We start from the raw sequence: 18,610 nt of genomic DNA, 5'->3' as shown, positions 1-18,610 counted from the left end.
GCCCGTTCATTGAGATTCAGACCGCACATCGCCGCAATGGCGGTGTGCGTCGGGAAGTGCCTGCTGTATGGCGTTTTCTCTGGAATGGATGGCCCACGAGCTTGGGTACACACCTGTCCTTCCATTCGTTCCCAAAAAAAGTGCCTGTTCCCCGTCGCGAAAATCCGTGTAGGATACTGTACATCCATACAGGTTTTTTCGTCCATGACTGCCTCTTCTCCACCGCCCGAAGCGATACACCCGTCCCTGTGGCGGGCGTCCCAGCTTGCGCGCGGCCGGGGGCAGGTGGTCGACACCGGCTATCCGGCGCTATCGGCTGAACTGCCCGGTGGCGGCTGGCCAGTGGGCGCACTGGTCGACCTGCTCGTGCAGCAGCCGGGTGTCGGCGAGCTGCGGCTGCTACGTCCGGCACTCAGTGCAGCGGGCAACCGGCCCATTGCGTTCGTCCAGCCCCCGCATACACCGGACGGCCTCGGTCTCAGCTACATCGGCTTGTCGCTTGAGCAGGTGCTGCGCGTCAAGGCGCAGAAAACGGCGGACGCATTGTGGTCGGCAGAACAGATTCTGCGTGCCGGCAGTTGCGGTGCGCTGATTTTCTGGGCGCAGTATGCGCAGGCTTCGTCGCTTCGGCGCCTGCATCTGGCGGCGCAGTCGTCGGAGACGCTTTTCGTCATGGTGCGGCCGCTCGCGAGCGCTCAGGACGCGTCGCCGGCGCTATTGCGGCTGGCGCTCAAACCATCTGCCGACGGCCTGACCGTCGACATCGTGAAACGACGAGGGCCCTCGCGCGCGGAGCCCCTGTCGATTCCCCTTCAACCCACTCCTGTTCTGCTGTCACGACATGCGCGTCTTCCTCGCCGTTCACCTGCCGAAGTTGCCGCTCGAAGTTTTCAGGCCGAAGTGGTCGCCTGAGCCCGCTCACGGCAGTGTCGTGCTCGAGAAGGACAAGGTCGTGATTGCGGACAGCGTCGCGCGCGCGGCCGGAGTGAGGCTCGGCATGAAACGCGGTGGCGTGCTCACGCTGTCGCCCGAGACGGACATGCACGAACGCGACTTCGCCCGCGAGCAGTCCGCACAACGCGAGGTCGGCGTGGCGCTAATGCGCTTTTCGCCCGAAGTCGCGCTGCTCGATGAGGCGACCGTCGTCGTGGAAATAGGCGCGAGCCTGCGCCTCTTTGGCGGACTGCTTGCGCTGTGCCGCGAGGCGAAGGCGCTGCTTGCCACGCTCGGTCTCACCGCGCGCGTGAGCGCCGCGCCGACCGGCCAGGGCGCGTGGCTGCTGGCGCGATATGCGAAGGGGCGGGGCGCGCGGCGCGTGCTGAAGCTGTCCACGCTCGAGCAGCGTCTCGCCGCGTTGCCCATGATCGCGGTCCCCGAGGTGCGCGAGTTCGCCGACTGGTTCGCGGGGCTCGGCTGCGAAACCATCGCCGACATTCGCCGGCTGCCGCGCGCCGGCTTGCAGCGGCGCTGCGGCGAACACCTGCTCGATTCGCTCGACCGCGCATTCGGCACCGCACCGGAACTCTTCGACTGGCTCGAATTGCCGCCCACGTTTTCCGCGCGCATCGAAATGCCCGACCGGCTCGAACATGCGGACGGCGCCGTGTTCGGCGCGCATCGGCTGATCGTGCAGTTGTGCGGCTGGCTCTGCGCAAAGCAGTTGGCGGTCACCGCAATACGTTTGTTGCTGGAGCACGAGCGGGGGCGCGACGCCATCGAACCCACCACCATCGACATTGCCCTCGGCGAGCCAACGTGGCGTGAAGAACACCTGGTGAGGCTGCTGAAGGAGCGCTTGCATCGCATCGAGCTCACCGCGCCGGTTATCGCATTGCGTCTGGACGCCTCGAAAGTGGAGTCTGCTGCGCCGGCTTCCGATACGCTTTTTCCCGAGCCCGGCGGCTCAAAGGAAGATCATGCACGGCTACTCGAACTGCTGGTCGCGCGGCTGGGTGACGAGAACGTGCTGCGGCCCGCGCCGAGTCCCGACCATCGGCCGGAAGTCGCCAACTGCTGGGTGCCGGTGACACAACCGGTGAAGCCCGCAGTCATACCGGAAGGCTTGCCGAGGCCCACGTGGATGCTCGATACGCCGGTGCGCTTGATAATGCGCCAGCATCGTCCGTTCTATGGCTCGCCGCTGCGCATGGTGTCGCCGGGGGAGCGTATCGAAGCGGGCTGGTTCGACGGCGAACTCGTGACGCGCGACTACTTCGTCGCTCAGGCCGACGACCAGAGCTGCTACTGGATTTACCGCGAACGTGTCAGCAGCCGCGACGCCGAAGAAGACCAGCGGTGGTTCCTTCATGGCCTTTTCGGATGACGCGCCATGGATGCCACCTTCAGCATGCTGCCGGCGTATGCCGAGCTTTTCTGCCTCTCCAATTTTTCGTTTCTGCGTGGCGCGTCGCACGCCGAGGAACTCGCTGAGCGCGCCGCGCAACTGGGCTACTCGGCGCTTGCCATTACCGACGAGTGCTCGCTTGCCGGTGTGGTGCGTGCGCACGTCGCGGCGAAAGAAGCGAAGCTGCCGTTTATCGTCGGCTCCTACTTTCGTCTGGTGAACGCCGACGGCTCGCCGGCATTCGGACTCATCCTGCTGGCGAAAAATCGCGAGGGCTACGGCAATCTGTCCGAACTCATCACGCTGGCGCGTACGCGCGCGCCGAAGGGCGAATACCGGCTCACGCCGCAGGACCTGTCGCGACCGGAGAAGGAATACCGGCACCTGCTGGGCCTGCCGGACTGCCTGGCCATTCTCGTGCCGACCTTCCCGGCAAAAGAAGATGTGCTCGATGCCCAGGTCGAATGGCTGGACGAGACCTTTCCCGCACGCGCGTGGGTGGGCCTCGTGCTTCATCAGCGGGCGATGGACGACATTCACCGCGGCGCGGTCGAATTCGTCGCGCGCAACCGGGACGTGCCGGTGGTCGCACTCGGCGAAGTGGTCATGCACGTGCGTTCAAGAAAACCGCTGCAGGACACGATAACCGCCATTCGCGTCGGCAAGCCGGTTCATGAATGCGGATACGAGCTTGCGCCGAATGCGGAGCAGCACCTGCGCTCGCGGCTGCGGCTGGCCAATCTGTATTCGCCGGAGGCACTTGCCGCGACCGTCGACATCGCCGCGCGCTGCACCTTCTCGCTCGACGAACTGCGCTACGAGTATCCCGACGAACTGATACCGCCCGGCTTCACGCCGACTGCCTATCTCCGGCAGGAGACGTACATCGGCGCGCAACGGCGCTTTCCGTCGGGCATTCCGCACCACGTGCAGGAGCAGATCGAGCACGAGCTTGAACTGATTGCCGACCTGCAATATGAACCGTACTTTCTGACGGTCTATGACCTGGTCCGCTTTGCGCGCAGTCAGCACATTCTGTGTCAGGGACGCGGATCGGCGGCCAATTCGGCTGTCTGCTATTGCCTCGGCGTGACGGAAGTGGACCCCGCGCGCGGCAACATGCTTTTCGAGCGCTTCATCTCGAAAGAGCGCGGGGAGCCGCCTGACATCGACGTCGACTTCGAGCATCAGCGGCGCGAAGAAGTGATTCAGTACATCTATCGCAAGTACGGTCGCGACCGCGCGGCGATTGCCGCTGCGGTCTCGACGTATCGTGCGCGTGGCGTCTTGCGCGAAACGGGTAAGGCGCTCGGCGTCGATATGCAGATAGTCGATGCGGTCGCCAAGTCGCATCACTGGTTCGATAACAGCGCGGACCTGCTGAAGCGCTTCGAGGAATGCGGGCTGAACCCGCAAACGCCGCTCATCCGCGCGTGGGCCACGCTCGCCGCGCAACTGTATGGTTTTCCGCGGCATCTGTCGCAGCATTCGGGCGGGTTCGTCATCAGCCGGGGCAAGCTCACGCGCCTCGTTCCCGTTGAGAACGCCGCGATGGCAGAGCGCAGCGTCATCCAATGGGACAAGGACGACCTCGAATCGCTGGGGCTGCTCAAGATCGACGTGCTTGCGCTCGGCATGCTGTCGGCCATTCGGCGCACGCTCGACCTCGTGTCGGAGCAGCGCGGCGAGCGCTTCGAGATGCAGGACATTCCCTCAGAAGACGATGCAACCTACGACATGATTTCCGCCGCCGACACGGTGGGCGTCTTCCAGATCGAGTCGCGCGCACAGATGTCGATGTTGCCGCGCATGCGGCCTCGAACGTTCTACGACCTGGTGATCGAAGTGGCCATCGTGCGGCCGGGTCCGATTCAGGGTGGTGCGGTTCATCCTTATCTGCGCCGTCGCCAGGGCTTTGAGCCGGTCACCTATCCAAGCAAGGATTTGGAGACCGCGCTGGGCCGCACGCTCGGCGTGCCGATTTTTCAGGAGCAGGTGATGCAGGTCGCGATTCTCGCCGCGGGCTTTACGGCGGGCGAAGCCGACCAGTTGCGGCGCGCGATGGCGGCGTGGAAACGCAAGGGTGGTCTCGGCAAATACTATGACCGCATTGTGCTCGGCATGCAGGAGCGGGGCTATGACCTTGCGTTTGCGGAAGCCATCTTCGAACAGATAAAAGGTTTTGGCGAATATGGTTTTCCGGAGAGTCATGCCGCGAGTTTCGCGCTGCTCGTGTATGCGAGCAGCTGGCTCAAATGCCACGAACCCGAGGCATTTCTGGCCGCCATGCTCAACAGCCAGCCCATGGGCTTTTACTCGCCATCGCAACTCGTGCAGGATGCGCAACGGCATGGTGTCAGCGTACTGCCAGTCGATGTGACTATCAGTGGGTGGAACTCGTCTCTTGAGCGTATTGCGGATGCCGCACGGCCTGCGGTGCGTCTGGGCCTGTCGCTGCTACGTGGCATGAAGGAGGGCACAGCCGAGCGGATTGAGAATGCGCGTGCGGTGCGCCCGTTCGCAAGCGCGAAAGACCTCGCGCGTCGCGCGGCGCTCGATCGCCGGGACCTGCATATCCTGGCGGACGCCAATGCGCTGGTCTCGCTTGCCGGCAACCGGCGCGAGGCGCTCTGGCAGTCGGTCGCTGCCGTGCCGGACAAGGACATGCTTGCAATCGCGGCCGTCGAGGACGAAACGCCCGAACTCGGCGCGCCCTCCGAAGCACACGACATCGTTGCGGATTACCGCTCAGTGGGTCTGACGCTCGGGCGCCATCCGCTGGAACTTTTGCGCCCGCAGTTGCTGGCAAACCGGTTGATGCCGGCTGCGACGCTGCGCACTTATCGCGACGGCCGGCTTGCGCGAGGCTGCGGTCTTGTCACCGTGCGGCAGCGTCCCGGCACCGCGAAAGGCGTGGTGTTCGTGACGATCGAAGACGAAACGGGCAACGTGAACGTCATCGTGTGGCCAAGCCTGCTCGAGAAGCAACGCAAGGAAGCGCTCGGTGCGTCGCTGCTGGCTGTGTATGGAGTATGGCAATGCCAGGGCGAGGTCAGGCATCTGGTCGCACAACGGCTCGTCGATATGTCGCATCTGCTGGGCGGGCTGCATTCCGTTAGCAGGAATTTTTGCTGAGACGTTGGTGCGCTTCGCGAGGTCGTCAACGTTCAGCGCATCCGGTTCAGGCGGATGTATCGCCGCGCCACGGAAAGGCGGCCAACACCTCGCGTATCGCCATATCGAACGGCGTGCGGCGGCCGATCCCGAGTTGCTCCAGCCGGTCCGACGCCAGGTGGCAATTATGCGGACGCGGCGTCGCATCGGCCGGCGTGTGTTGCGGCACGAGCCGCGCGTCGAGTTGCAGCGCTTGTGCGAGGCGCATGGCGATCTCGTACTTGGTCATCGGTTCGTCGCCCGACCATTGCACGATGCCGCGAATCGCGTCACCCGCGGCGTGACGCTCGAGCATCTGCCGGATCACAAACGCGACGTCCGGCGTGAAGGTCGGATAGCGGATCGCCCATGCGTCCATGTTGGCCGCCTGGCCCTGCGCCGATGCCGACGCGGCAATAGCCGGCACGAGACTCGTCACGGCGGATTCCGACCAATCGACAATCGGCCCGTACAGCAGCGGCAAGCGCAGCACGCAGCCCAGGTCGGTCGTGTCGGTCAACGCCTGCTCGCCGTCCAGCTTGCTGCGCCCATATGCATTGAGCGGCGCCGGTGCGGAATCCGGCCGATAGGGCGGATGAGTGCCGTCGAAAACGTAATCGGTGGAAATCGACAGCGTCCACGCGCCTCGCCGATGCGCGGCGGCGGCGAGCGCGCGCACGGCATCCACATTAAGCGCGCGGGCCACTTCCGGCTGACGCTCGCACACATCCGGTCGACGCTCGGCGGCGGCAATCACGAGCGCATCTGGCGCTTCGCGCTCGACAAACTGCTCGACTGCCCGCGGATCCCGGACATCGAGCGTGACGGTGTTCGGCATTGGCCGGCTGAAGGCGGTACCGACGACTTGCCAGTCCGGCTGAGCCGCCAGTTCGTCGACGACAGCGCGACCGAGCAGGCCAGACGCTCCTATGACTGCGACCTTGAACATGATCCGCGTTCCCCTTAGCTCGCCACGCCGGGCGACACGCCTTTGACCGTGTAGCCGGCCTCGTCGATCGCGGCTTTCAAAGCGTCGACCGATTGCGTCGACTCGACCGCGACCCGGCCCGCCGCGAGATCTACCTGCACTTGCGCGGCTTCGTCGTGCTCGCGAATAGCGTTGGTGACTGCCGCAACACAATGCTGGCAGCTCATGCCTTCAACCTGGAATTCGGTTTTCATCGGAATTGCCTCGGGGAAATGTCGGTTGCGATGATTGAATTATGCCTTCCCGACCAGATTTAGGTGACTGACCTTCCCATCATGGGAAGGTGTACGATCGACGCATTGAGTGGGGAAACAGTGATGAACATTGGTGAAGCGGCCCGCGCGTCGGGCGTCACGGCGAAAATGATTCGCTACTACGAAAGCGTCGGCTTGCTCGCGGCGAAATCCCGAACGACCGCCGGCTATCGTGTCTACGGTCCGCAGGAGGTGCATTCACTGCGCTTCATTCGCCGGGCGCGCCGGCTCGGCTTTCTTGTGGAAGACATCCGGCGGCTGCTCGCGCTGTGGCACGACCGCACGCGCGCGAGTGCCGAAGTGAAGGCAATTGCGCTGGACCACGTGGCCGAACTCGATCGACGCATCGCCGAACTCACCGATATGCGCGACACGCTGGCGCATCTTGCCAACCATTGTCACGGCGACGATCGTCCGGAATGTCCGATTATCGAGGGGCTTGCGGACGCAGGCATGGTTTCGGCGGAGAGCCGGAACGCTTGCAAGGGGTTTTCGAAGGCGAACGTTAGCGATTAGCGAGGCGGGCTGGCGATTCGTTGCTGTATGCACCTAATGTGTGCGGCAAGTGAGTCTATCTCATACTTTTTGGTCTACGGGCGTTTCTGCCTCTCAATCAAATCAACGTGCTTTATGCACCTATGGAGTGCGTCATTCCATTTTGGAATGCACATCATGCGAGCATTTCACTGGCGCGGTTGCACCATCGGCCTATAATCCGGGTTAACCCTTTTACGGGAAATCCCTGATGCCCGATCCACCGGGGATTCAATCTGATCCTTGGAGAACATCATGTTTGCATACGTCCTTGAAAAACTGAGCACCTGGTTTGAAACTGCAGAGCGCGACCGCCGTGAAGCGTATCTGGCTTCGTCGTCGGATATCGTCCAGCTCGAACAGCGCATCCGCTCGCTCGAAGCCAACGGCTATTCGCTGTAAGTTTTTTAGGCGAGCGTTTTATGCCGCCACAGTAGTTCAGTAGTAGCTGTTAAGTGTGAGCCCCGTCTTTTGCGGGGCTTTGTCACATCTGGGCGCCGCGTTGTCCTCAAGGCGTCACAAAACTCGAGATGGCGAATATCGACTAGCGGCGAAGTCCGCGTCGCGGTAAGGTAAAGCGTTTTTCAGCGCAATCCGGCCTTCCCGGCTCAACCGGTCCGCCCCATGTCTTCGACCCATTCGTTCAAATTCTCTCTGACCGCCATTGCAGTTTTGTTTGCCACGGCTTGCGCCGTGTCGAGCGCGTCTGCTGCGTCGAGCAATAGCCGCAAGCCTGTGATCCTCGACTCGCAGAATGGCATCAGCGACGGGCAGAGCGGAACCGTCCTGCAGACAGCGCCGCTGTCGCGGCAACCCATCGTCGAAGCACAACCTATCGCTACGCCTACCGAACTGGCGCCGAATTCGTCCGTGCCGATCGTCGTCGCGCCGTATATCCAGTTGCCCGTCGGCGGCGGTGGTGTCGCACCGCAACCTCAACCGTATCCTCAGCCGTATCCTCAACCTTATCCCGTGCCTCGGCCCGCTCCGCGTCCGCAATAGCCGACTCGCGCCGATCCTGCCCGTAGATTGCTGCCAGACGTCCGCGCGAGACGCGGCGCAGCGAATTTGCGCGCCCGCGCCTGGCCATTCGGGTTTGGGCGCATGGCGCGCCACCAGTCGGGCGACGACAATCCTCAAGCGGTCTGTGCCGCAAAGTCGCGCCGATAGCGCCCACACGGGCGGCCGGCAACCAGATTGAACGAGAACATACAAAAAGGAGACGTCAAATGCCCAATCACTGGATGCGGCGTGCCGCCGTTTGCGCCACGTTGTTCGCCGTTGCCGCACTTCACGGCGTGGCGTCCGCGAAAGACGTCCCCGAAAAGCCGGCTTTGACAATGGCCGTTGGCGGTCTGCCGGGTCTTTACTACTTGCCGGTGCTCACGGCCCAGCAGTTGGGCTATTTCAAGGACGAGGGTCTCGAGGTCACGCTCGAAGACTTCGCGGGCGGTTCCAAAGCACTCGAAGCAGTAGTGGGCGGCAGCGCGGATATCGGCGCCGGGGCATTCGAGCACACACTATTCATGCAGGCGAAGGGGCAACGCTACCGGGCTTTTGCGTTGATGGGCCGCGCGCCGCAGATCGTCGTTGCCGTATTGACGTCGAAGGCAGACAAGATCAAGACGCTTGCCGATTTCAAAGGCGCAAAGGTCGGCGTGAGCGCGCCGGGGTCATCGACCGATCTCGTGCTGACTGTCGCCTTGCGCAAGGCCGGCGTGCAGAGAAGCGACATTGCGGCGATCGGTGTAGGCAGCGGCGCCACGGTGCTCGCGGCAGTGAGCAACGGTCAGATCGACGCGCTATCCAACGTCGATCCGATGATGACGAAGCTCACACGCGGCGGCGCAATCAAGGTGCTGGTGGACACGCGCACCGTGAAAGGAACGCAGGAAGTGTTCGGCGGAACGATGCCGGCCGCCACACTTTATGCGTCGGAAAGTTTCATTCAGAAATACCCGAAGACGACGCAGGCGCTCGCCAATGCCATCGTGCGTGCGGATCACTGGCTGCAGACCGCGAGCGATGCCGATCTGCTGAAGATGGTGCCGCCGGCCTATCTGCTCAACGACTCGTCGCTCTATATCGAGGCGTTCCATAATGTGCGCGACGCTTATTCGCCAGACGGCCTGATGCCCGCCGACGGCCCGGAGACTTCATTGCGCGCACTGGCGTCGTTCGATAACCGGCTCGATCCGAAAAAGATCGACCTGAACGCGACGTATACCAACGACTTCGCCCGCAAGGCCGCGGCACAACTCAAATAACAGCGCGGCGAGGGGGCGCTATTCGACTATGCGCGGCCTCGCCCGGCGTCAATCGCCGCGGTATTCGACCTTGAACTGCGCGGCCTTGTCCTCACCGAGCGCTTTGACCAGCCAGGGCATCTGGTCCTTCAGCAGCTTCGGCAGCGTGTATGGCGGATTCAGGATGAACATGCCGCTGCCATAAAGCCCGAATCCGTCCGTGGGCGGATTGCTCACCGTGAGGCTGACGTGCAGCCAGTTGCGCTCCTGCAGCTTTTTCAACTGGTCGGGAAAGCGTTGCGATTCGAGGCGCTTCACTTGCGGATACCAGACCGCGTAGGTACCGGTGGGGAAGCGCTTCAGGCTCTCTTCGATGCACCGCAGCGTGCGCGTGTAGTCGCGCTTGTCCTCATACGAAGGATCGAGCAGTATCAGCGCACGGCGCGGCGCCGGCGGGAGCAGTGCGAGAATGCCGTCGAAACCGTCGCCCGCGTACAGCATCGCGCGACGGCCCGCATCGCGAAAGTTGTGACGCAGCACGTCGATCTCAGTGGTGTGCAACTCGAATAAACGCATACGGTCCTGCTCGCGCATCTGGCGCCAGGCGATATACGGCGAGCCGGGATAGAAGCGCAACTGGCCGTCGGGATTGAGCGCGGCGACTTCATCGACATAGTCGGAGAAGAGCGACGGGAGATCGTTGCGCTCCCACAGCCTGGCGATGCCTGTCTGAAACTCGCCGGTCTTGACCGCATAGCCTTCCTGCAGCGAATAGACGCCCGCGCCGGCATGCGTGTCGATATACCAGTAGGCCTTGTCCTTCTGACCGAGGTAGCGCAATAGCTGCAACAAGACCGCGTGTTTGAGAACGTCGGCGTGGTTGCCTGCATGAAAGGCGTGGCGATAGCTGAGCATGATGAGGAGATGCAGAAAGAGGGCGCGCCGTTCCAGGCTGGAGTCGACGATGCGGATGCATTGCAGCGGCACGCCGGCACAGAACGCCGATGTGCCGCGCGGTCGCGTATTGTACGCGACGCCGCGCGCGGCGCAGTGAGTTGCGGCGGTGCTGCCGTGCGCGTTGTCGGATTGCGCGGTACCCTGCGCGACTACCACCACGACTGGGACCACGGCCACAATCTTGCCGCGCCGTACCCAGCCGTCCGACAGAGCGGCGTCAGTCGTACACCTCTCCGAAAATACCTTCGATTCTCTCTTTGATCTCCGGCGTGATCTGCTCGGCGACCTCAGCGGATTTCATGTTCTCGCTAATCTGCTCGACGCGCGATGCGCCTGTAATCACCGTGCTGACATGCGGGTTCTTGAGAATCCATGCAATCGCAAGCTGGCCGACGGTGCAGCCCAGTTCGTCGGCCACTTCGCCGAGCTTGCCGACCACGTTGTTTTTGCCCGCGTCGGTAACCTGTTTGCGCAGCCAGTCGTAGCCCTGCAACTGGGCGCGGCTGTCGGCAGGCACGCCGTTGCGATACTTGCCGGTGAGCAGGCCGGACGCGAGCGGGCTCCAGGTAGTCAGACCGAGACCGATATCTTCGTAGAGACGCTTGTATTCCTGTTCGACGCGCTTGCGGTGAAACAGGTTGTACTGCGGCTGTTCCATGACCGGCTTGTGCAGATGGTGTCGCTCCGCGATGTCATAAGCGGCGCGGATTTCGTCGGCGCTCCACTCGGACGTGCCCCAGTACAAGGCTTTGCCGCGCGTGATCATGTCGCTCATTGCCCATACGGTTTCCTCGACGGGCGTGTTCGGGTCCGGCCGATGGCAGAAGACCAGATCGACATAGTCGAGTTGCAGACGCTTGAGCGACGAGTCGATTGCGTTCAGCAGATATTTGCGGTTCAGCGTGTGGTACTGATTGGGTGCTTCTTCCAGCCCCCAGAAGAATTTCGTCGACACGACGTAGCTCACGCGTGGCCATGCCAGTTCCTTGAGCGCCTGGCCCATGATTTCTTCCGACTTGCCGCCCGCGTACACCTCCGCGTTGTCGAAGAAATTGACCCCCGCATCGCGCGCGGCAGCGAGCGATTCACGCGCCGCGCGATGGTCGACCTGATTGCCGTACGTGACCCACGAGCCGATGGACAACTCGCTGACCTGCAGTCCAGAGCGGCCTAGACGCCGATAATTCATGCAATTCTCCTGATAGTGAAGCGACCGGAATCCTGCCAGAACGCCTAGTTTAAATAGATAAGCCGGGGCGTGCTTTTTACCGATCGATTCCACACGGTTCATGCACAATAGCAGCATTGGCCGCAGTGCAACATCGGCCGAACGGTATAGGACAGTGCCTATGCGCGCCTATGCCATTCGGTCTACTTCTCGCTGCGCGCGGCTCGTGGTCTCATTGCTCATCAACTGCATGGAGGTTCTGGATGTCGTCACTGAACACAAATCTGAATGGCAAGGTCGCGGTCGTCACCGGCGCGGCGAGCGGCATCGGCAAGCAGATTGCGTTGACCCTTTCGGCTGCGGGCGCGGCTGTCGCAATTGCCGACCTGAACCTGGACGGCGCGAATGCCGTCGCTGAAGAAATCAGGAAGGGCGGGGGCAAGGCAATCGGCATCGCAATGGACGTCACCAACGAAGACGCGGTGAACCAGGGCATTGACAAAGTGGCGGCAGAGCTCGGTTCGGTCGACATCCTCATTTCCAATGCCGGCATTCAGATCGTCAATCCGATTGAAAACTACTCGTTTTCCGACTGGAAGAAGATGCAAGCCATTCACGTGGACGGGGCGTTCCTGACCACGAAGGCGGCGCTCAAGCACATGTACAAGGACGATCGCGGCGGCATCGTGATCTACATGGGTTCGGTTCACTCGCATGAGGCGTCGCCGCTCAAGTCCGCCTACGTGACGGCCAAGCATGCGCTGCTCGGTCTCGCTCGCGTGCTCGCCAAGGAAGGCGCAAAACACAATGTGCGCTCCCATGTCGTGTGTCCGGGTTTCGTGCGTACGCCGCTCGTCGACAAGCAGATTCCGGAGCAGGCCAAGGAACTGAACATCAGCGAAGAAGAAGTGGTCAAGCGCGTCATGCTGGGCGGTACGGTCGACGGCATTTTCACCACGGTGGAAGACGTCGCGCAAACCGTCCTGTTCCTGTCGACTTTCCCCACGGCTGCACTGACGGGCCAATCGTTTATCGTAAGTCACGGCTGGTACATGCAATAAGGAGGTGCGCATGGCGCAACGCAATCTCAAACGGGCTCGCGTCGGCGCGGCCGGTAATGAGGAAGGCGCAGGCGCCAGCGCGGCGTCTGCGTCGGCCCGCGGCAAGCGCGTGCAATTGCCGGCCTATGAAACCATCGCGCTCACACTGCAGGGTGGCGGCGCGCTGGGCGCATATCAGGCCGGCGTTTTTCAGGGGCTTCATGAAGCAGGCGTCGAGCCGAACTGGCTGGCAGGCATTTCTATCGGCGCGTTGAATACGGCGATCATCGCCGGCAATCCGCCCGAAAAGCGGGTCGAACGGCTGCTGCAATTCTGGGAAACCATCTGCCAGCCCGCATTCGGTCTACCGTTGCCCGCTTTTATCGAGCACGCGTTCTTCAATTCGAGCGACGCAGTGCGTAAAGCTTTCACGGCAACACAGGCCGTTGGCGCGCTCGTGGAAGGGCAGAAGGGCTTCTTCGTGCCGCGCTTTCCGCCGCCTTTGCCGACCGTGTCGGGACCGCCTCAAGCGGCCAGCTACTACGACACCGCGCCGCTCAAAGCGACGTTGGAAAGTCTGTGCGACTTCGACCGCATCAACTCGCGGGAAATGCGCGTGTCCGTGGGCGCCGTCAATTGCGGCACGGGAAATTTTGCGTACTTCGACAACACGCAGACCACGCTGAGGGCTGAGCACTTCATGGCATCTGGGGCTTTGCCGCCCGGCTTTGCTGCTGTGGAAATCGACGGCCAGTATTACTGGGACGGCGGCTTGATGTCGAACACGCCGCTCTACGAGGTGATTCAAACCACGCCGCGGCGCGACACGCTGGCGTTCCAGGTCGATCTGTGGAGCGCGATCGGGCCGGTGCCCGACAACATCACCGACGTGCAGGGGCGCATGAAAGACATTCAATATTCGAGCCGCACGCGTCTTGTGACCGACATGCTGCAACGCTCACAGCGTTTCCGGCACGTGTTGCGCGAGGTGCTGGACCGGGTCTCGCCGGACCAGCGCGACGATCCATGGTGCAAGCTGGCTGAAGACCTGTCGTGCTCGAAGCGCTACAACGTGATTCATCTCATCTACAGGCAAAAAGAATACGAAGGGCACTACAAGGACTTCCAGTTTGGCCTCTCGACCATGCGGGAGCACTGGGAAAGCGGACTGGCAGACATCCGCCATTCGCTCTCGCAGCCGGATTGGCTTGCCATGCCGGATAACGACGCGGGCTTCGTCACGCACGACATTCATCGCGACTCGCGCTGACATCATCCGCCAACACGGAGTCCACAAACGAGAACGGCGCCCTCAAAGGGGCGCCGTTCTCACATTCGGCTTCAGCCGAATCAACCAGAGCGCGCGGGATCGCGCGGCCTTGAAACGCTTTACTTCAACACGTGGGCAATCGCGTTGGCCACCACGTCGAGGTTGCGCGTATTCAATGCAGCGACGCAAATGCGGCCCGTGCTGACAGCGTAAATGCCGAACTCTTCGCGCAGACGGTCCACTTGCGGCGCGGTCAGGCCTGAGTACGAGAACATGCCGCGCTGCGCATTCACGAAGCTGAAGTCGCGATCCACGCCGCTTGCCTTCAGGCGTTCGACGAGGCCATTGCGCATTGCGCGAATCCGGTCACGCATCCCCGCCAGTTCCGTTTCCCACGTGGCGCGCAGTTCCGGCGACGCGAGCACCGCGGCGACTACCGAACCGCCATGCGTCGGCGGGTTCGAGTAGTTCGTTCGGATCACGCGCTTGAGTTGCGACAACACGCGAGTAGCTTCTTCCTTGCTGCCCGTGATGATGGACAGCGCGCCGATACGCTCCCCGTACAGCGAGAACGACTTGGAGAACGACGACGAGACGAACACGTTCAGTTCAGAGGCCGCGAAGAGTCGCACGGCCGCTGCGTCGGCTTCGATGTTGTCGCCAAAGCCCTGATAGGCGATGTCGAGGAACGGCACCAGATTGCGCGCCTTGACGACCTCGACGATCTGTTTCCATTGGTCGACGGTCAGGTCCACGCCCGTCGGGTTATGGCAGCATGCGTGCAACACGACGACCGTGCCCGCTGCGTAGCTGTTCAGCGCGCTCAACATGCCGTCGAAATTGACGCCGTGAGTGTGCGCGTCGTAATACGGATACGACACGACTTCGAAGCCCGCGGCTTCGAACAGTGCACGGTGGTTTTCCCAGCTCGGGTCGCTGATCGCGACCTTGGCGCTCGGATTCAGACGCTTCAGGAAGTCCGCGCCAATCTTCAGCGCGCCCGTGCCGCCCAGTGCCTGCGCCGTCACGACGCGGCCGGCGGCGATCAGCGGAGAATCGTTGCCGAGCAGCAGCTTTTGCACGGCTGCGTCGTAGGCGGCAATGCCTTCGATAGGCAGATAGCCGCGCGGCAACGCGGCTTCGACACGTGCCTTTTCCGCGTCGCGCACGGCGCGCAGCAGCGGAATCTTGCCTTCTTCGTTGAAATACACGCCAACGCCGAGGTTGACTTTGGTGGGGCGCGTGTCGGCGTTGAAGGCTTCGTTCAGGCCCAGAATCGGGTCGCGGGGAGCAAGTTCGACGGCGGAGAACAGAGACATGGTGGGTGGGCAGCAGTAGTGAAAAGAGGGCAGCTACGAGCATGCGCGACCGTGCCGACTGCGTTTCATGCAAAACGCAAACGCCGGATGATGCAGAACGCGGACAGCCGCAAGCGAGCGCAACTTCGCATTGTAACGAATCTATGAACGTTTTTCGGACGAGAACGCCCCTTGGCGGACTTATTTGCTTGAAAAACGGGCAGGCCGTCGCTAAATGTCTAAAACCGACCGCATCACTCAGCGCTGCCAGCCTACGCAGATCCGCTTGGTCCGTCGCCGGTCCATCTCGATGCAACCCGTTAGAATAGTTTTTTGCCTAAGGCCGCTGCCGCCCCCATGTCCGAACAACATTTGACCGAAGCCGACGACGCGCTCGACGAATCCCGATTCGTCCGCTTCGAAGGCTCGCCGTTCCAGCTTTATCAGCCCTATCCGCCCGCCGGCGACCAGCCAACGGCGATCGAGACGCTCGTCGAAGGCGTCGAGGACGGCCTCTCGTTCCAGACGCTGCTCGGCGTGACGGGGTCGGGCAAGACCTTCACGATGGCCAACACGATCGCGCGGCTCGGCCGTCCGGCCATCGTGTTCGCACCGAACAAGACGCTCGCTGCACAGCTTTACTCGGAATTCCGCGAGTTCTTTCCGCGCAATGCGGTCGAGTACTTCGTTTCGTACTATGACTACTATCAGCCGGAAGCCTACGTGCCGCAGCGCGACCTGTTCATCGAGAAAGACTCGTCGATCAACGAACACATCGAGCAGATGCGCCTGTCGGCCACGAAAAGCCTGATGGAGCGGCGCGACGTGGTGATTGTCGCGACCGTGTCGGCTATTTACGGCATCGGTAATCCGTCCGAATACCACCAGATGATTCTCACGCTGCGCACGGGCGACAAGCTCGGCCAGCGCGACATCATCGCGCGGCTCATCGCGATGCAGTACAACCGCAACGAGGCGGACTTCCAGCGCGGCTCGTTCCGCGTCCGAGGCGACACCATCGACATCTTCCCGGCCGAACACGCGGAAATGGCGGTGCGCGTGGAATTATTCGACGACGAAGTCGAAACGTTGCAGCTCTTCGACCCGCTCACCGGACGGGTGCGTCAGAAAATTCCGCGTTTTACCGTCTATCCGTCGTCGCATTACGTGACGCCGCGCGACACCGTCGTGCGCGCGGTCGAAACGATCAAGGCCGAACTGCGCGAGCGGCTGGAATTCTTCTATAGCGAAGGCAAGCTGGTCGAAGCACAACGGCTCGAACAGCGCACCCGGTTCGACCTGGAGATGCTGCAGGAGCTCGGTTTCTGCAAGGGCATCGAGAATTATTCGCGGCACTTTTCGGGCGCGGCGCCCGGCGAGCCGCCGCCCACGCTGGTCGATTACCTGCCGTCGGACGCCATCATGCTGCTCGACGAATCGCACGTGCTGATCGGCCAGTTGAACGGCATGTACAACGGCGACCGGGCGCGCAAGGAAAACCTGGTGGACTACGGGTTCCGTCTGCCTTCCGCGCTGGACAATCGGCCGCTGAAATTCAACGAGTTCGAGCGCAAGATGCGCCAGGTCGTGTTCGTGTCGGCCACGCCGGCAGATTACGAAAAGAAGACCTCGGGTCAGGTTGCGGAGCAGCTCGTGCGTCCGACCGGACTCGTCGACCCGGAAATCGAGGTGCGGCCCGCGCGCAGTCAGGTCGACGACGTGCTCGCCGAAATCAACGAGCGCGTCAAGGCGGGCGATCGCGTGCTGGTGACCGTACTGACCAAGCGCATGGCCGAGCAATTGACGGAGTTTCTCAGCGACCATGGCGTCAAGGTGCGCTATCTGCATAGCGACATCGACACGGTGGAGCGCGTCGAGATCATCCGCGACTTGCGGCTCGGCACTTTCGACGTGCTCGTCGGGATCAACCTGCTGCGCGAAGGTCTGGATATTCCCGAAGTGTCGCTCGTCGCGATTCTCGACGCGGACAAGGAAGGCTTTCTGCGCGCCGAGCGCTCGCTGATTCAGACCATCGGCCGGGCGGCGCGCAACGTGAACGGCAAGGCCATTCTGTATGCGGACAAGGTGACGGATTCAATGCGCCGCGCCATTGACGAGACCGAGCGGCGGCGCGCCAAGCAGATCGCGTTTAACCTCGAACGCGGTATTACGCCGCGCGGCGTGGTAAAGCGTATCCGCGACATTATCGACGGCGTGTACAACGTCGACGACGCCCGCGCCGAGCTGAAGGAACAGCAGACGCGCGCCAAATTCGAGGACATGTCCGAAAAGCAGCTGGCCAAGGAGCTCAAGCGCCTCGAAAAACAGATGATGGAGCACGCGAAAAACCTCGAGTTCGAGAAGGCCGCGCAAACGCGCGACCAGCTGGCGTTGCTGCGTCAGCGCGTGTTCGGGGCGAATGTCGGCGACCACGTCTCGGGCGTCGACTAAATCGGCAGGACCATGCAGCGACGAAGCAGCGTGGTTCCAGCGCAAAGGGCGCGGCAATGTGCCGCGCTTCTTTTTGCCGATACGCGGACAAGACCGTAAAGGGAATTGCACGCAGGAAACTGCCCGCCGCTTTACGCCCACACCCTGTTTCTTAAGACATCCTTAAGCCCCTGCTGGCATAAGGCTCGGCGTGCGTCCGTATTTGTTCCAGCAGGCGAGAGATGATAAACTCAACCAATATTGAGAATGGTTCGCATTAACGTTCAATTATGCGATCTGCTTCGGTTCGTCGCCCGACGCACTGTTCCAATGGGATCAATCGAGTCTGATAAAAACAAGGAGTTTCAATGCGGATTTCTTCATTTGTGCGTGGCGGCATTGCTACGGCTGCGGCGGTGGCGGCGCTTTCGGCAACGGCCGCCGAATATCCGATCGGCAAGCACCAGATTCAGGGCGGCATGGAAATTGGCGCGGTGTATCTGCAGCCGATCACGATGGAGCCGGAAGGCATGATGCGCAAGGCGTCGGATTCGGACATCCACCTCGAAGCGGACATCCACGCAGTCAAGAACAATCCGACAGGCTTCGCGGAAGGCGACTGGATGCCGTATCTGCAGGTGCGCTACGAACTGACGAAGGTCGGTTCGAAAGAGACGCAGAAGGGCGACATGATGGCGATGGTCGCCAACGACGGCCCGCACTACGGCGACAACGTGAAGCTGCAAGGCCCTGGCAAGTATCACCTGAAGATGATCGTCGAAGCGCCGATGCAAACCGGCCACATGGCGTTTGGTCGCCACGTCGACAAGGAAACCGGCGTGGGTCCGTGGTTCAAGCCGATCACGCTTGAATACGACTTTACGTTCGCCGGCATCGGCAAGAAGGGCGGGTACTGATCTCCACGATC

The 18,610-nt window shown here is 62.1% G+C and carries 16 protein-coding genes; 11 read left to right on the top strand and 5 right to left on the bottom strand.

Going from position 1 to position 18,610, the window contains the following annotated elements; all coding sequences use genetic code 11:
• The first annotated feature begins 204 nt into the window (after nucleotides 1–204).
• The 3 genes from imuA to J2W46_RS31710 are packed head-to-tail and all read left to right on the top strand — an operon-like array spanning nucleotide 205 to nucleotide 5,479.
• Nucleotides 205–912, top strand: a complete 708-nt coding sequence (imuA, locus tag J2W46_RS31720) for a translesion DNA synthesis-associated protein ImuA (RefSeq protein WP_027779232.1) — start codon at nucleotides 205–207, stop codon at nucleotides 910–912.
• On the top strand, nucleotides 842–2,323 hold the full coding sequence (locus J2W46_RS31715; protein ID WP_310359439.1) for a Y-family DNA polymerase: 1,482 nt from the start codon (nucleotides 842–844) through the stop codon (nucleotides 2,321–2,323). The genes imuA and J2W46_RS31715 overlap by 71 nt, the downstream gene beginning before the upstream one ends.
• 6 nt (nucleotides 2,324–2,329) lie before the next feature.
• Nucleotides 2,330–5,479: an error-prone DNA polymerase gene (locus tag J2W46_RS31710; protein ID WP_310359435.1), complete on the top strand. Its 3,150-nt coding sequence runs from the start codon at nucleotides 2,330–2,332 to the stop codon at nucleotides 5,477–5,479.
• Nucleotides 5,480–5,525: 46 nt separating this feature from the next.
• Here the strand turns inward: J2W46_RS31710 and J2W46_RS31705 are convergent, their stop codons facing one another.
• Together J2W46_RS31705 and J2W46_RS31700 are read right to left on the bottom strand one after the other, a co-directional pair.
• Nucleotides 5,526–6,446: a dTDP-4-dehydrorhamnose reductase family protein gene (locus J2W46_RS31705; RefSeq protein ID WP_310359432.1), complete on the bottom strand. Its 921-nt coding sequence runs from the start codon at nucleotides 6,444–6,446 to the stop codon at nucleotides 5,526–5,528.
• Nucleotides 6,447–6,460: 14 nt separating this feature from the next.
• On the bottom strand, nucleotides 6,461–6,679 hold the full coding sequence (locus J2W46_RS31700; protein ID WP_310359429.1) for a heavy-metal-associated domain-containing protein: 219 nt from the start codon (nucleotides 6,677–6,679) through the stop codon (nucleotides 6,461–6,463).
• Between the two features lie 123 nt (nucleotides 6,680–6,802).
• Between J2W46_RS31700 and cueR the strand changes: the two genes are divergently transcribed.
• The 4 genes from cueR to J2W46_RS31680 all read left to right on the top strand — a co-directional run bounded on the left by cueR (nucleotide 6,803) and on the right by J2W46_RS31680 (nucleotide 9,540).
• Nucleotides 6,803–7,255 carry a Cu(I)-responsive transcriptional regulator gene (cueR, locus tag J2W46_RS31695; protein WP_310359507.1) on the top strand — a complete coding sequence of 151 codons (453 nt, stop codon included), beginning with the start codon at nucleotides 6,803–6,805 and terminating at the stop codon, nucleotides 7,253–7,255.
• 273 nt (nucleotides 7,256–7,528) lie between these two features.
• Nucleotides 7,529–7,675 carry a DUF3563 family protein gene (locus J2W46_RS31690; protein ID WP_020069992.1) on the top strand — a complete coding sequence of 49 codons (147 nt, stop codon included), beginning with the start codon at nucleotides 7,529–7,531 and terminating at the stop codon, nucleotides 7,673–7,675.
• A 222-nt stretch (nucleotides 7,676–7,897) separates the two neighbouring features.
• Complete coding sequence (locus J2W46_RS31685; RefSeq protein ID WP_020069991.1) at nucleotides 7,898–8,275, top strand: hypothetical protein; 378 nt, start codon at nucleotides 7,898–7,900, stop codon at nucleotides 8,273–8,275.
• A gap of 227 nt (nucleotides 8,276–8,502) precedes the next feature.
• The gene (locus J2W46_RS31680) at nucleotides 8,503–9,540 is read left to right on the top strand and encodes an ABC transporter substrate-binding protein (RefSeq protein WP_310359427.1); all 1,038 of its coding nucleotides are present in this window, start codon (nucleotides 8,503–8,505) and stop codon (nucleotides 9,538–9,540) included.
• A gap of 48 nt (nucleotides 9,541–9,588) precedes the next feature.
• Here the strand turns inward: J2W46_RS31680 and J2W46_RS31675 are convergent, their stop codons facing one another.
• Together J2W46_RS31675 and J2W46_RS31670 are read right to left on the bottom strand one after the other, a co-directional pair.
• A complete protein-coding gene (locus J2W46_RS31675) occupies nucleotides 9,589–10,434 on the bottom strand; it encodes a 23S rRNA (adenine(2030)-N(6))-methyltransferase RlmJ (protein ID WP_310359505.1) in 846 nt (281 codons plus the stop codon).
• Nucleotides 10,435–10,693: 259 nt separating this feature from the next.
• A complete protein-coding gene (locus J2W46_RS31670; protein ID WP_310359424.1) occupies nucleotides 10,694–11,665 on the bottom strand; it encodes a potassium channel beta subunit family protein in 972 nt (323 codons plus the stop codon).
• 242 nt (nucleotides 11,666–11,907) lie between these two features.
• On the opposite strand from J2W46_RS31670, the gene J2W46_RS31665 reads away from it, so the two are divergent.
• The gene (locus J2W46_RS31665; protein WP_310359422.1) at nucleotides 11,908–12,705 is read left to right on the top strand and encodes a 3-hydroxybutyrate dehydrogenase; all 798 of its coding nucleotides are present in this window, start codon (nucleotides 11,908–11,910) and stop codon (nucleotides 12,703–12,705) included.
• Nucleotides 12,706–12,715: 10 nt separating this feature from the next.
• On the top strand, nucleotides 12,716–13,954 hold the full coding sequence (locus J2W46_RS31660) for a DUF3734 domain-containing protein (protein ID WP_020069987.1): 1,239 nt from the start codon (nucleotides 12,716–12,718) through the stop codon (nucleotides 13,952–13,954).
• A 119-nt stretch (nucleotides 13,955–14,073) separates the two neighbouring features.
• On the opposite strand, the gene J2W46_RS31655 is transcribed toward J2W46_RS31660, so the two are convergent.
• Complete coding sequence (locus tag J2W46_RS31655) at nucleotides 14,074–15,273, bottom strand: amino acid aminotransferase (protein WP_020069986.1); 1,200 nt, start codon at nucleotides 15,271–15,273, stop codon at nucleotides 14,074–14,076.
• A 336-nt stretch (nucleotides 15,274–15,609) separates the two neighbouring features.
• On the opposite strand from J2W46_RS31655, the gene uvrB reads away from it, so the two are divergent.
• Nucleotides 15,610–17,703, top strand: a complete 2,094-nt coding sequence (gene uvrB / locus J2W46_RS31650; protein ID WP_310359419.1) for an excinuclease ABC subunit UvrB — start codon at nucleotides 15,610–15,612, stop codon at nucleotides 17,701–17,703.
• Between the two features lie 347 nt (nucleotides 17,704–18,050).
• The gene (locus tag J2W46_RS31645) at nucleotides 18,051–18,599 is read left to right on the top strand and encodes an iron transporter (RefSeq protein ID WP_310359417.1); all 549 of its coding nucleotides are present in this window, start codon (nucleotides 18,051–18,053) and stop codon (nucleotides 18,597–18,599) included.
• The last annotated feature ends 11 nt before the right edge of the window (nucleotides 18,600–18,610 follow it).

The sequence above is a fragment of the Paraburkholderia strydomiana genome (assembly GCF_031456815.1).
Classification (GTDB): Bacteria; Pseudomonadota; Gammaproteobacteria; order Burkholderiales; family Burkholderiaceae; genus Paraburkholderia; species Paraburkholderia caledonica.
This window is presented reverse-complemented; position numbering and strand designations above follow the sequence as displayed.

What these genes read in the sequence shown, in the direction of transcription:
- imuA (WP_027779232.1), top strand. Translation starts at nt 205, where the DNA reads ATGACTGCCTCTTCTCCACCGCCCGAAGCGATACACCCGTCCCTGTGG.
- J2W46_RS31715 (WP_310359439.1), top strand. Translation starts at nt 842, where the DNA reads ATGCGCGTCTTCCTCGCCGTTCACCTGCCGAAGTTGCCGCTCGAAGTT.
- J2W46_RS31710 (WP_310359435.1), top strand. Translation starts at nt 2,330, where the DNA reads ATGGATGCCACCTTCAGCATGCTGCCGGCGTATGCCGAGCTTTTCTGC.
- J2W46_RS31705 (WP_310359432.1), bottom strand. Translation starts at nt 6,446, where the DNA reads ATGTTCAAGGTCGCAGTCATAGGAGCGTCTGGCCTGCTCGGTCGCGCT.
- J2W46_RS31700 (WP_310359429.1), bottom strand. Translation starts at nt 6,679, where the DNA reads ATGAAAACCGAATTCCAGGTTGAAGGCATGAGCTGCCAGCATTGTGTT.
- cueR (WP_310359507.1), top strand. Translation starts at nt 6,803, where the DNA reads ATGAACATTGGTGAAGCGGCCCGCGCGTCGGGCGTCACGGCGAAAATG.
- J2W46_RS31690 (WP_020069992.1), top strand. Translation starts at nt 7,529, where the DNA reads ATGTTTGCATACGTCCTTGAAAAACTGAGCACCTGGTTTGAAACTGCA.
- J2W46_RS31685 (WP_020069991.1), top strand. Translation starts at nt 7,898, where the DNA reads ATGTCTTCGACCCATTCGTTCAAATTCTCTCTGACCGCCATTGCAGTT.
- J2W46_RS31680 (WP_310359427.1), top strand. Translation starts at nt 8,503, where the DNA reads ATGCCCAATCACTGGATGCGGCGTGCCGCCGTTTGCGCCACGTTGTTC.
- J2W46_RS31675 (WP_310359505.1), bottom strand. Translation starts at nt 10,434, where the DNA reads ATGCTCAGCTATCGCCACGCCTTTCATGCAGGCAACCACGCCGACGTT.
- J2W46_RS31670 (WP_310359424.1), bottom strand. Translation starts at nt 11,665, where the DNA reads ATGAATTATCGGCGTCTAGGCCGCTCTGGACTGCAGGTCAGCGAGTTG.
- J2W46_RS31665 (WP_310359422.1), top strand. Translation starts at nt 11,908, where the DNA reads ATGTCGTCACTGAACACAAATCTGAATGGCAAGGTCGCGGTCGTCACC.
- J2W46_RS31660 (WP_020069987.1), top strand. Translation starts at nt 12,716, where the DNA reads ATGGCGCAACGCAATCTCAAACGGGCTCGCGTCGGCGCGGCCGGTAAT.
- J2W46_RS31655 (WP_020069986.1), bottom strand. Translation starts at nt 15,273, where the DNA reads ATGTCTCTGTTCTCCGCCGTCGAACTTGCTCCCCGCGACCCGATTCTG.
- uvrB (WP_310359419.1), top strand. Translation starts at nt 15,610, where the DNA reads ATGTCCGAACAACATTTGACCGAAGCCGACGACGCGCTCGACGAATCC.
- J2W46_RS31645 (WP_310359417.1), top strand. Translation starts at nt 18,051, where the DNA reads ATGCGGATTTCTTCATTTGTGCGTGGCGGCATTGCTACGGCTGCGGCG.